This is a genomic window from Coprococcus sp. AM11-30B (genome assembly GCF_027674365.1).
GTDB classification, from domain to species: Bacteria; Bacillota; Clostridia; order Lachnospirales; family Lachnospiraceae; genus Allocoprococcus; species Allocoprococcus comes.
In genome coordinates this window covers 1-11,537 of record NZ_JAQDVB010000041.1, presented here as the reverse complement: position 1 = coordinate 11,537, position 11,537 = coordinate 1, and the positions used below count along the sequence as shown (strand labels likewise).

At 39.2% G+C, this 11,537-nt stretch carries 13 protein-coding genes and 1 pseudogene; 13 read left to right on the top strand and 1 reads right to left on the bottom strand.

Annotation, left to right across the window (positions count from 1 at the left end; genetic code table 11):
- The first annotated feature begins 217 nt into the window (after positions 1 to 217).
- From PGU50_RS17545 to PGU50_RS18205, 11 genes and pseudogenes are all read left to right on the top strand, one after another.
- Positions 218 to 553, top strand: coding sequence for a DUF3784 domain-containing protein (locus PGU50_RS17545; RefSeq protein ID WP_117836062.1), 336 nt, complete (start codon positions 218 to 220; stop codon positions 551 to 553).
- A 39-nt stretch (positions 554 to 592) separates the two neighbouring features.
- Positions 593 to 934, top strand: a complete 342-nt coding sequence (locus PGU50_RS17540; RefSeq protein WP_118217872.1) for a hypothetical protein — start codon at positions 593 to 595, stop codon at positions 932 to 934.
- 47 nt (positions 935 to 981) lie between these two features.
- Positions 982 to 1,743: an ABC transporter ATP-binding protein gene (locus PGU50_RS17535; protein ID WP_007886465.1), complete on the top strand. Its 762-nt coding sequence runs from the start codon at positions 982 to 984 to the stop codon at positions 1,741 to 1,743.
- Positions 1,730 to 3,502 carry an FtsX-like permease family protein gene (locus tag PGU50_RS17530; protein ID WP_270247601.1) on the top strand — a complete coding sequence of 591 codons (1,773 nt, stop codon included), beginning with the start codon at positions 1,730 to 1,732 and terminating at the stop codon, positions 3,500 to 3,502. The genes PGU50_RS17535 and PGU50_RS17530 overlap by 14 nt, the downstream gene beginning before the upstream one ends.
- A 255-nt stretch (positions 3,503 to 3,757) precedes the next feature.
- A complete protein-coding gene (locus PGU50_RS17525; protein WP_015512809.1) occupies positions 3,758 to 4,117 on the top strand; it encodes an ArsR/SmtB family transcription factor in 360 nt (119 codons plus the stop codon).
- A 59-nt stretch (positions 4,118 to 4,176) separates the two neighbouring features.
- On the top strand, positions 4,177 to 6,300 hold the full coding sequence (locus tag PGU50_RS17520; protein ID WP_173825771.1) for a heavy metal translocating P-type ATPase: 2,124 nt from the start codon (positions 4,177 to 4,179) through the stop codon (positions 6,298 to 6,300).
- 16 nt (positions 6,301 to 6,316) lie between these two features.
- Positions 6,317 to 6,835 (top strand): DUF6921 family protein, encoded by a 519-nt coding sequence (locus PGU50_RS17515; RefSeq protein WP_117526016.1) that lies wholly within the window; start codon positions 6,317 to 6,319, stop codon positions 6,833 to 6,835.
- Between the two features lie 10 nt (positions 6,836 to 6,845).
- Positions 6,846 to 7,385: a pilus assembly protein PilX gene (locus tag PGU50_RS17510; protein WP_270247600.1), complete on the top strand. Its 540-nt coding sequence runs from the start codon at positions 6,846 to 6,848 to the stop codon at positions 7,383 to 7,385.
- Positions 7,382 to 8,926, top strand: a complete 1,545-nt coding sequence (locus tag PGU50_RS17505) for an FAD-binding protein (RefSeq protein ID WP_156724228.1) — start codon at positions 7,382 to 7,384, stop codon at positions 8,924 to 8,926. The genes PGU50_RS17510 and PGU50_RS17505 overlap by 4 nt, the downstream gene beginning before the upstream one ends.
- On the top strand, positions 8,923 to 9,633 hold the full coding sequence (locus PGU50_RS17500; RefSeq protein WP_009203877.1) for a succinate dehydrogenase/fumarate reductase iron-sulfur subunit: 711 nt from the start codon (positions 8,923 to 8,925) through the stop codon (positions 9,631 to 9,633). Before PGU50_RS17505 ends, PGU50_RS17500 begins: the two co-directional genes overlap by 4 nt.
- 135 nt (positions 9,634 to 9,768) lie before the next feature.
- A pseudogene (locus PGU50_RS18205) lies at positions 9,769 to 9,912 on the top strand (ArsR family transcriptional regulator); the annotation flags it as partial.
- A 61-nt stretch (positions 9,913 to 9,973) separates the two neighbouring features.
- On the opposite strand, the gene PGU50_RS17490 reads toward PGU50_RS18205, so the two are convergent.
- A complete protein-coding gene (locus PGU50_RS17490) occupies positions 9,974 to 10,213 on the bottom strand; it encodes a DUF6061 family protein (RefSeq protein ID WP_005608569.1) in 240 nt (79 codons plus the stop codon).
- 468 nt (positions 10,214 to 10,681) lie between these two features.
- On the opposite strand from PGU50_RS17490, the gene PGU50_RS17485 reads away from it, so the two are divergent.
- On the top strand, positions 10,682 to 10,963 hold the full coding sequence (locus PGU50_RS17485) for a hypothetical protein (RefSeq protein ID WP_007887522.1): 282 nt from the start codon (positions 10,682 to 10,684) through the stop codon (positions 10,961 to 10,963).
- A gap of 16 nt (positions 10,964 to 10,979) precedes the next feature.
- Positions 10,980 to 11,441, top strand: a complete 462-nt coding sequence (locus PGU50_RS17480; protein WP_007887521.1) for a helix-turn-helix transcriptional regulator — start codon at positions 10,980 to 10,982, stop codon at positions 11,439 to 11,441.
- The last annotated feature ends 96 nt before the right edge of the window (positions 11,442 to 11,537 follow it).

Genomic DNA, 11,537 nt, shown 5'->3' with positions numbered 1-11,537 from the left:
TCCACCGGACCTCTTGTGCCCTTGTATTTTCCCTTATCAGAGTTCGTAAACACTGGTGGGACGATATAACACAAGGGAAACAATAAGGGAAAGCTCACCTGCGACAAATCCAGTGTTTTCAATGGTTTGCGGAGAATTTAATAACAAAATATAACAGTTATTAAATTTCTTAAAACAGGTGAAATCTCAATCGGTATTTGTGAAGGAGGAATATACTATGAATATAGGGTTTTGGCTATGTGGAGTTTTGGTTATTCCATTTGTGATTATAGGAGTGTTATTTGCAATATTTAAAGAAAAAGCGGCTAAATTTGTTTCGGGATTTAATTCATTACCGAAAGAAGAAAAGGCATTGTATGATAAAGCTCATATTTCTCGTGATATAAAAAATCAGTGTTTTACATGGGCTGGCATAATGTTAGTAGGAGCAGTGTTGTCTTATTTTTTAACACCATATATGGCTATTCCGGCTTTTATTATTTGGCTCGTTTTATTTTTCAAAGAGGTTCACTTTGACACGCACAAAGCATTTGAAAAATATTTATTAAAATAAATTCCAGATGATAAAGCAGAAGTATAGGGTTTGATTCATATGATTTCAGTAAAAAAACAGAGAATTGTTGCTATTATGGTTTTAAGTTCCATCATGCTGATTTTACTTTTGTCGCTAAATTTCCGACTCTGGAGTGGATATTATGCAGAAGGGGATTTGGAAAGTATAGTCATACAGCAGATGGAATGCTTGGAAAAGTCAAATAGTGAAAACGATATAAGCGAAAGTATATGTTTGCATTTCTATGAGTGTATATGTTTCGGTGGAATAGAAATAATGGTGCTCTGGGTATATGATGGCTTTAAAGACCTCGGACAAGGTGAGTTTTCTTTCAGACCGGGAGTTACCCTTTGCAGTCTATCGGTTCGGATGGATGATTAAATACTTCTGATAATCAAATTTAAAATTTATTATCAGGAGGAACTTCGATGTATGTATTAAATGCAAATCATATTTCAAAAAGTTATAAAACTGCAGGAGAAACTATGCGGATTTTGCAGAATGTGAATCTGCAAGTTATGAAAGGAGAAATGGTTGCTATTATGGGACCATCCGGCAGTGGAAAGACTACTCTGCTCCATGTGCTGACCGGGGTTGACACACCGGACGATGGAGAAATCGTAATAGGAGGAGAAACATTTTCACAGCTTACGGAAGAAGAGAAGGCATTTTTTCGCAGAAAGCATATGGGAATGATTTTTCAGGATTTCCAGCTTTTGGAGAGTTTGACGGTAAAAGAAAATATATTGTTACCACTCATTCTTGAACGAAAAGAAGCAGACATCCAGCAAGAGCGTTTTTCAAGAATAGCGGATGTGCTCGGCATTGAAAAATTAGCTGACAAAGGAATTACGGAAATATCGGGAGGTCAGAAACAGAGAGTTGCGATTGGCAGGGCGCTGATCAATGAACCGGATATTATTTTTGGAGATGAGCCAACAGGAAGCCTTGACCGAAAGACCACCGGGGATGTGATGCGATGTATGAAACAGATGAATCAACGGTCTGGCATCAGCTTTCTGCTTGTGACACATGATGCTTATACGGCATCCTTTTGTGACCGGGTACTTTTTCTACAGGATGGGAATCTGGCAAAAGAAGTAAAGAAAGAGAACACTGCCGATAATTTCAGAGAAGATATATGGAAAACGCTGTGCGGTTTGGGAGGTGGAAAAGATGACCTTTTTTGATATTTCCCGAAAGATGCTGAAAGCTGGTTTTTACAAATATCGATTGTACTTTCTATGCAATTTATCTGCAACGGCATTATTCTGTTGTTTTGCAGTTATTTCCACAAACAGGACGTTTATGAATGCGTCGATTGTAAATTCATCAATATCCAATAACATTTATCTTCCATTTTTTCTGTCTGCAGTGTTTCTGGTTTTTTTTCTTCCTGTTTCGTGTCAGGCATTTCTGGCATCAAGAAAACAGGAATACGGCGTGATGTTTTCTCTTGGCATGAGCCGGAAGGAAGCGTTTAGAAACTTACTTTTTGAAAATGTGATCATATCCGTGCTGGCATTAGCAATAGCACTTGCGACAGGAACTGTGCTGTCATTTTTATTTTTTTCCGTTATCATTTATGCAATAGATGTTCACGGAGTGCAATGGCAGTTTTGCCCGGAAGCATATAAGCTTACAGCAGTTCTATATACAGTAGTGGTGGCAGTTGCCTTTATCCTGAATGCCGGGAGACTTATGCTGGATAAAATCGGAACCCTGCTAAAAGCACAATATCGGGCAGAAAAAACAGGAAAGATCGGTACGTTCTTATGCAGACTTGCACCCAACTACATGAGGTTTCATCTGGTGGAATGGTCATTTGTCCGCAGACACAAGAAAGAATGGGGATGTAGGTATGTTTTAGCCTCTCTCATAATAGCGGTATCTGTTATGCTTACGGGGGTATGTGTGACTTTATATCCGGCTTTTCTACAGGATGCAAAAAGTTATTCTCCCTATGACATGGTGTACTCAGAAATCTATGGAATGAATCAGGTTTCAGTACAGGATGTCCTTCATATATTGGAGAAAAATGGTGTTACTGTAGAACAGGTCATTCAGCTTCCCTATATCAGAGATGATGTTTTTAATTACCTTCCTGTGACAGAAATAAACCGGGATTTTGGATGTGATTATCAAATTCAGGAAGGCGAGTTTTTGAATTTGTTTCAGTACAATCTGGAAGATGGGTATGAACATAACATACAGCCAGTATCTACTGTAACGATTCCCGGGGATAGAAAGCTGCAGTCTGTTGGAACAGATGTAAAGATACTGTTTAATCAAAATCCGACCTTTGCAGATAAAACACTGATCATCAACGATTCTGATTTCGAAAAATTAAGTGCAGATATAACAGGTAGTGCTGGTATCGCAAACTTGTTTCAGTTTCAGAATTGGGAAGATTCTTATGCGGGAGTATGTGAAGTAAAAGAATATCTGCAGGAAAGCAATCAGTTGAATGAAGATGAGCAGACGTATTATGAATTGTCTTCGAAAGTGGAGAAATACCAGGATGCAAAGAAATCAGGACAATTTTTATTATTTTTGATGGCATTTGTGATAGGGCTTATGATAATGGCTGAGTTTCTGTTAATTCATTCACGTATCCAGGCAGAGAAGGAAGAAAATAGCAGGGTCGTTTGTAGTTTGCGAATGTTGGGAATGATAGACAAGGAAATGGTAAAGTGCCTATGCTATAAGAATTTTCTAAGATTTATACCGCCATCGGTTGTGGGAACAATCCTTTCTTTCCTGCCATCTTATTATCTGAATGAGAGTTATGGAATGGGGACGAATGGAATTCTGGCAGGAATCGTATTTGGAGTGATTTTGACAGTCGGAATATTCGTAGTGATACGCAGGTATTCTGAAAAAGAAGAAAAACTTTATGAAAGCGGTTTTATAATACAAGGAAGAGGATTGTTCGAGAGGATTTTTTGATTATAGATAAGTAGAAAAAGATTCAAATCCTGTGTATAATTAAAAGATAAAGATAGAGACAACTCGGAATTTACAGGAAGTGTGACAAGAAAGCCAAAACGGTATATTGGGAAAAAAAGATTAAAAAAAGAATAAAGAGCTGGTTTTAATTGTAAAATTTATGTGGAACTAACATCAGCTTATTGACATAAATTTAAAAATAAGTATAATAATAGTTGAGTAATTGTTCAACTATTATTATTTGGAGGTGAATATATGTCAAAAACGTCTTATATTTGTAATTGCGATGTAATTCATGAGGATATTGTGAATGATGTGAAATCCAAGATGCAGCCAAAAGATGATTATATCCAGTTGGCTTCTTTGTTTAAGCTATTTGGAGATGGAACTAGAGTACAAATCTTACACGCTCTAGAACAGAGTGAGATGTGTGTATGTGATCTTGCAGTGCTACTGGGGGTAACAAAATCTGCAATTTCGCATCAGTTAAAGGCATTACGCCTAGCGAATCTGGTAAAATTCCGTAAAGAAGCACAGATAGTTTACTACTCGCTGGCAGATGATCATGTGAAAGAGATTATTGACAAGGGATTTGAGCATCTTTGGCAGAAATAATATTTTTTAATATTATAGTTGAGTAATTGAACAATTAAACAAATTATAAGGAGATTATCATGAAACGCATATTTCTATTAAAAGGGTTGGACTGTCCAAATTGTTCCGCAAAAATTGAAAAAGAAATCGGAGAGTTGGATGGAGTGCAATCCTCAGTGGTAAATCTGATGAAGCAGACGCTTACAATCAATGTTACTCAGACAGCCGCAGATACGATAGCCAGTCAGATTGAAACGATTGTTCATAGCCATGAGCCAGATGTGGAAGTTTCTGAAATTGTACAGGAATCTTATATACCGGAAAAAAAGCAGGAGGCCAATGAATCCTATAACAATGAGGATAAGAAGTTGACAGTTCGTTTAGCGACTGGTGCAGCAATCTATGCCATTGGTATGGCATTGACTGTTTTTGCGAAAGTGCCACTGCCTATCGAGTTAGCTTTTCTCATTGTTTCTTATGTTATTCTTGGTGGAGATGTTGTATGGCAGGCTGTGAGGAACATTTCAAAGGGGCGTGTATTTGATGAACATTTTTTGATGAGTGTTTCTACGATTGGAGCTTTTGTCATTGGTGAATATCCAGAAGCAGTTGCTGTTATGCTATTCTATCAGGTAGGTGAATTTTTTCAGTCATTGGCTGTTAAGCGTTCAAGAAAATCTATATCAGACTTAATGGATATACGTCCAGATTCTGCTACAGTAAGAAGAAATGGGGAATTGATTACCATATCTCCAGAAAATGTCTCCATTGGTGAGATTATTATTGTAAAGCCTGGTGAAAAAATTCCATTAGACGGTGTGGTATTGGATGGAGATTCTATGCTGGATACAAGCGCCTTAACAGGAGAATCAGTTCCGAGAAGTGTTCATAAAGGAGACGAAGCACTTTCCGGTTGTATGAATCAGACGGGTGTCTTAATGATTAAGACAACAAAAGCATTTGGTGAATCTACGGCTTCAAAGATTATTGATCTTGTGGAAAATGCGTCAAGCCGAAAAGCACCAACAGAAAATTTTATTACTACATTTGCACGTTATTATACACCTGTGGTTGTAATCTTAGCAGCTTTTCTGGCGATTCTGCCACCGATCATTCTTGGCGGAGGCTGGACAGAGTGGATTCGCAGAGGATTTGTTTTCCTTGTGGTATCTTGTCCATGTGCATTGGTTATTTCAATCCCGCTGACTTTCTTCGGCGGCATTGGTGCAGCATCTAAACGAGGTGTTCTTGTAAAAGGAAGCAATTATTTAGAGGCACTTAATAATGTCAGCGTTATTGTGTTCGATAAAACCGGAACACTTACAAAAGGTGTTTTCAATGTGACGGATATTTTGCCTGCAAATGGATTTTCAAAAGAACAGGTTCTGGAGTATGCAGCAGAGGCAGAGAGTTTTTCTAACCATCCTATTGCAAAATCCATTCTTGCTGCTTATGGAAAAGAAATTGATCAGTCAGTGATTTCTGATTATAAGGAAATTTCAGGATATGGAATCAGTGTAATGGCAGGGGAAAAGAAAGTTTTTGCTGGCAATACGAAACTTATGGATACAGAATGTATAGAGTACACAACCTGTGAAAACGCAGGTACAAAAGTTTATTTGGCTGTAGATGGTCAATATGCAGGATGTATTTTGATAACAGATGAAGTGAAGCCGGACAGTAAAAAAGCAATTTCTGACCTGAAACATATCGGCGTGGAAAAAACAGTCATGCTTACCGGTGATGATGAAAAAATTGGGAAGTCCGTTGCAGAAGAATTGCAGTTGGATGAATATTATGCACAGCTGCTTCCTGACCAAAAAGTGGAAAAGGTTGAGCTTTTAGATAGTAAAAAGAGACCGGGAAGCAAATTGGCTTTTGTTGGTGATGGTATCAATGACGCTCCTGTCCTTGCCCGTGCAGATGTTGGTATTGCAATGGGTGGGCTTGGTTCGGATGCGGCCATTGAAGCAGCAGATGTAGTTCTGATGACAGATGAACCGTCTAAGCTGGTGGACGCGATTGAAGTAGCAAAAGCGACAAAACAGATTGTCATGCAGAATATAGTGATTGCTCTTGGGATTAAGAGTGTGTTCCTGATTCTTGGCGCTCTTGGTATTGCGGGAATGTGGGAAGCTGTATTTGGTGATGTAGGCGTTACCATAATTGCCGTCTTGAACGCAATGAGGATTTTGAAAAAATAAGAAACGAGGTGGCAATGTGAAACGGAAATTGATTCTGTTAGCAGTTACAATTGTTTTTCTTGCAGGTTTCGGTGCACTTTTGCACTCACCGCCTTCTATGATTGATGCAGTCACAGGAGCAACACCGAAGTCAAAAAAGGCGGCTCAAGCCGCCGCACAGTTGGAAGGCTCTTATGTTCTCGGTATTAATATGATGTCAGATGGTCTCGACAACGAGAACACCCGGAATAAATTAAAAGAATTGGCACTGGACGATTCGGAAACAAATGAAACAGATCTCATGAAAACGGACATTAGTTTTCGGTTATATGTATCTGAGACGGATTATCCGCTTGTCAGTTATGCTAAGAAACTCTGTGACAAGTTGAAACAGGCCGGTTTTTTCGTAGATCTGAAAGAGTACAGTAACACAATGATGCTATCAAGAGTGGTAAGTGGAAAGTATGATGTATTCCTGGCATCGGATGATTTTATTGACGTTACAACGCTAACACAGATGGACTATATGATCATGGACAGCGAAGAAATGAGGTGAGCGGGAATTTATGAGAAAATGGAATACGATTTTGTCTGTTTTAATGCTTCTCATTTTTATGATTCATGGAATCATGGGAAGCTTTATGCTGAACGGAGTTGGAAGTAGCGCAGGGAAACTTCTTGCATGGATTGGTGTTGGTATTCTTGTTGTGCATACGGTGATTGGTGTCATCCTGACAGTTCAGAGTTTACAGACAGCGAAGCAATCCGGAAAAATGTATCTGAAACAGAACGCCATATTCTGGGCGAGACGAGCCAGTGGGCTGGCAATACTGATCCTGCTGTTCTTCCATATTGGCTTGTTTGGAAAGGTGCAGAATGGGACATATATTTTGTTCCCTTTTACAACGGTAAAGATGGTAACTCAGCTTTTGTTCGTGGCGGCAATCTTTGTTCATATTTTTATCAATATCCGCTCATTGCTCGTATCGCTGGGAATCATCAGTTATAAAGAACGAAGGGGTGATATATATTTGATTCTTTCGGTGCTCCTTCTGTTTATAGCGGGCGCAGTTAGTTTCTATTATATTGGGTGGCAATATCTATGAGTAAGACAATTATTATTATAGGTGCTGGACTGGCAGGACTTTCAGCGGCTTTGCAGGCAGCGGAAAATGGATGTAATGTAAAACTGGTTTCCTCCCTTCCGTCAGAGCGGGCACAGTCTGTTATGGCGGAGGGCGGTATCAACGCAGCTTTGAATACAAAAGATGAAAACGACAGTCCCGAAGAACATTTTACAGATACAATAAAGGCAGCATGTGGTCTGGCAGATCCAAATGCAGTTTGGGGAATGACACAGGCAGCACCGGAGCTGGTGCACTGGCTGCTAAAACTTGGAGTTAAATTTAACATGAGTGGCTATGATGATGTGGATCTGCGAAATTTTGGCGGGCAGAAAAAGAAACGGACTGCTTTTGCACAGAGCGATACCGGGAAGCAGATCATGACAGCTATGATAGACGCTGTTCGCAGGAAAGAAGCATCTGGTATGGTAGAACGGTTCAGCCATCATTCTTTCCTAACACTTCGTCTGTGTGGCAATATTTGTTGTGGCTGCGTAATCAGGGATGAATACAGTCAGGAGACTGTGGAATTACCGGGGGATGCGGTTATTGTTGCCACCGGTGGTATGCACGGATTGTTTGGAAATACAACGGGTTCGCTGAGCAATACAGGAGAAGTCACCGCAGAATTGTTCCGGCTTGGTGTTCCTCTGGCAAATGGCGAGATGATCCAGTACCATCCGACAACTGTGAAATGTGGTGGAAAACGCATGCTCATCAGCGAGGCGGCCAGAGGGGAAGGTGGCAGGTTGTTTGCCATGAAAGATGGAAAACAATGGTATTTCATGGAGGAAAAATACCCGGAGCTTGGAAATCTGATGCCACGAGATATTACCGCCAGAGAGATATGGAAGGTCAGCCATGAATCAGAGGTATTTCTTGACATGACGGAAATATCGGAGGAGATTATTTCAAATAAGCTATCTGGTCTGGCAGACGATTGTATGACCTATCTGCATAAAGATATACGAAAGGAACCGGTGTCTGTTTTACCGGGAATTCACTATTTTATGGGAGGCATTCTGGTGGATGAGCAGCACAGAACGCCGATTCAGAATCTTTACGCTGCCGGAGAATGCTGTGCCCAATATCATGGTGCCAACCGTCTTGGTGGAAATTCTCTGTTAGGAGCGTTATACGGAGGACGTGTTGCGGCAAAATCAGCATGTGAACAGGCAGATGTAGTAGATCTATCTTGTGCGACACAGATAGATTTTCCACCAGCGTCTCAAATTTCAGAAATAAAGCAATTAAACAAAGTGATGCAGGATACTATGGGCGTTGTCAGAAATGAGAATACGTTGTTAAATGGGATTCAAACGGTACAAGCGCTGACAGGAAATCTTCCATTGCTTGGCATGGCAGTTCTAAAGAGTGCTCTTGCAAGAAAAGAAAGCCGTGGTGCACACTGGCGGGAGGATTATCCGAAGAGCAATGACGATGATTACCTTAAAACAACGGTAGCCAGATTTGATGGAAAGCAGATACAGATTTCCTTTGTACCTGTTCCAGAAAGGCGGTGATTCACTTGGTATATAAAATAAGAATCAGGCGGCAGGAGAGTCAGAAATCAGACAGTTATTGGCAGGAATTTGAGTTTGACGGAAGCAAAAACAGCTCTGTTGCCAATGTTCTAAAGGAATTGAACAGTAGAACCCCTTTGAAAGATAATTCAGGGAATATAGTTACTCCCATCAGCTGGGAATGTAGCTGTATGGTGCGAAAATGTGGGGCTTGCGCCATGCTGATTAACGAACGTCCGAGGCTGGCATGCTCTACATTTCTACATACGTTAAAAGGTTCTACAATCACCTTGGAACCTTTAAGCAAATTTCCGCTTGTAAGAGATTTGATCGTTGACCGGTCAATTCTGTTTGAAAATTTGAAAAAACTGAACCTTTGGCTTGAAAGTGAAGCTTATATGAATCCGTGGACACATGAACCGAGATACCAGTCGGCACGCTGTCTGATGTGTGGCTGCTGCCTTGAAGTGTGTCCTAACTTCTCTGCAAATGGGACTTTCGCAGGTGCTGTTGCTGCAGTCAACGCATTTCGGATTCTGAATGAAGAACAGGAAAGCACTCATTTGAATGAGATTTCTGCTGAATATAAGAAGAAATATTTTGAGGGATGCGGGAAGTCGTTATCTTGTCATGATATTTGTCCGATTGGTCTGCCTGTGGAAGAACTGCTTGTAAGGTCGAATGCAGCGGCTGTTTGGGGCAAATAAAATGGATGATAAAAGCTATAATGAATGTATGAAGAGAATCAAAAACTTGATTCTCTTTTTTAAAACACATACATTGGCAAATATCTATGTATATATTATATTGAACATAGACAATGATCAATGTGAGGTGTCAATATGAATGCAATGGATGTGGCTTTGATATGCAAGGCTTTGGGCGATGCGAACCGGCTGGAAATTGTACAGATGCTGTCGGATGGAGAAAAGTGCGGGTGTAAACTTTTGGAAAGATTTGAAATTACCCAGCCAACTTTATCCCATGATGAATTTTCCGGAAATATTGTAGCTAATAGTTATTTAAACTGTTGTATTTGTTTAAAAATTAAAAAATATCTAATGAGTCTTCCGCATCTACCCACATCTGCAAATTTCCATCAAGATATAATCTTGCATATTCAAGAGGATCATCAATGGCGAGTGCGTTTAATGCACAGTCTGATCCTGATGTGGTTTTTAAGTCCTTTTCAGCTTCCCAACAGTCAATGCGGAGCATATAGCCAACAGAGGTATAAACATCAATGCTGTTTCGTCCGGGATTGTATTCTGCAAATATTGTTCTCATCGTATCTTATCTCCTTATCGTTCAATCAATTATTTGCTACAAAAATCAGAAGCATTTCAATCAGTTCACCATGTCACTTTTATTTTATGTTATACTATTTTATATAATTTTTTTGGTCTCCGCTGCCGCTTCGGTCGGCACAGAGCAGAGGTCCACCGGACCTCTTGTGCCCTTGTATTTTCCCTTATCAGAGTTCGTAAACACTGGTGGAACGATATAACACAAGGGAAACAATAAGGGAAAGCTCGCCTGTGATAAATTCAGTGTTTTCAAGGGTTTGCGGAGAATTTAATAACAAAATATAACAGTTGTTAAATTGCTTAAAACAGGTGAAATCTCAATCGGAATTTTGCTTTCGATGATCAGAATGAAAATCGTTACCGTTGCGCCTGTTTTCACAAGCGTTGCGTGACATAAAAAGAATTCTTTTTTAATATCAAAGTATCAAAAACAAAGGAGGTTCTTTTTATGTTGAAGGAATTAAAGAAAAACAAAATGAGTGTTGTTGCAACTGGAATTTTATTTGGTGTTATGGGGGTATTAATTATTCCTATGATAGCAGTAATTGTAAAAATATCGAATGCATTATCCCAAAAACATCCTAGGATATACAAGTATAGTATGATTGCTTTTATCGGTATGTTATTGGCAATTAGCCTATTTTGCGTTGTTATTAAACATCAGATGAGTTTTCTTGTAATAGTTGCTTGTTTAGCAATAACATTATGCGACACTATTAAAAACAGATAATAAATGGAGTACAACTATGGAAATATCAGATTTGATTAAATCAGCCAGAATTGAAAAGGGCTTAACCCAACAACAACTGGCTGATGTTGTCTTTGTTACGCGACAGACAATTTCGAAATGGGAATTGGGAAAAAGTGTTCCTGACCAAGCCTCTCTTATATTGCTATACCAGTATTTGGACATCAAGGATAATGAGAAAAAACAGTTATCAAAGCTTATTTTTAATAAGCAAAATATTATATTAATTTTGATTGCAATCTTATTTTCTCCTATGGTTATTGGAGTACGTTTTATTTGTTGTAAAATTGATAAGATTGAAAATCGAAAAATTAAAGCGGTAATCAAGGTTATTGGCTTTGTTGTATTCTCATCGTATCTAGTATCTTTAAAAGAAAATGTGGCGTATTTGTTAATTGGTATATTTTCTCTGGTGTATTTGTTATATCAATTCTATTTGAGTGGATTGGAAACTAAATGATTTGTGTCAGCAAGTTTAAGGCAAGCGATAATTCATGAAATTCCAGTTGTGCGCCCAGCTAAGGGTGTGTAGTCAAGCCGGTGGAATTCCGGTTTA

Bases quoted from the DNA above. Each gene is read 5' to 3' on its own strand.
- PGU50_RS17545 (WP_117836062.1), top strand. From the start codon at position 218: ATGAATATAGGGTTTTGGCTATGTGGAGTTTTGGTTATTCCATTTGTG.
- PGU50_RS17540 (WP_118217872.1), top strand. From the start codon at position 593: ATGATTTCAGTAAAAAAACAGAGAATTGTTGCTATTATGGTTTTAAGT.
- PGU50_RS17535 (WP_007886465.1), top strand. From the start codon at position 982: ATGTATGTATTAAATGCAAATCATATTTCAAAAAGTTATAAAACTGCA.
- PGU50_RS17530 (WP_270247601.1), top strand. From the start codon at position 1,730: ATGACCTTTTTTGATATTTCCCGAAAGATGCTGAAAGCTGGTTTTTAC.
- PGU50_RS17525 (WP_015512809.1), top strand. From the start codon at position 3,758: ATGTCAAAAACGTCTTATATTTGTAATTGCGATGTAATTCATGAGGAT.
- PGU50_RS17520 (WP_173825771.1), top strand. From the start codon at position 4,177: ATGAAACGCATATTTCTATTAAAAGGGTTGGACTGTCCAAATTGTTCC.
- PGU50_RS17510 (WP_270247600.1), top strand. From the start codon at position 6,846: ATGAGAAAATGGAATACGATTTTGTCTGTTTTAATGCTTCTCATTTTT.
- PGU50_RS17505 (WP_156724228.1), top strand. From the start codon at position 7,382: ATGAGTAAGACAATTATTATTATAGGTGCTGGACTGGCAGGACTTTCA.
- PGU50_RS17490 (WP_005608569.1), bottom strand. From the start codon at position 10,213: ATGAGAACAATATTTGCAGAATACAATCCCGGACGAAACAGCATTGAT.
- PGU50_RS17485 (WP_007887522.1), top strand. From the start codon at position 10,682: ATGTTGAAGGAATTAAAGAAAAACAAAATGAGTGTTGTTGCAACTGGA.
- PGU50_RS17480 (WP_007887521.1), top strand. From the start codon at position 10,980: ATGGAAATATCAGATTTGATTAAATCAGCCAGAATTGAAAAGGGCTTA.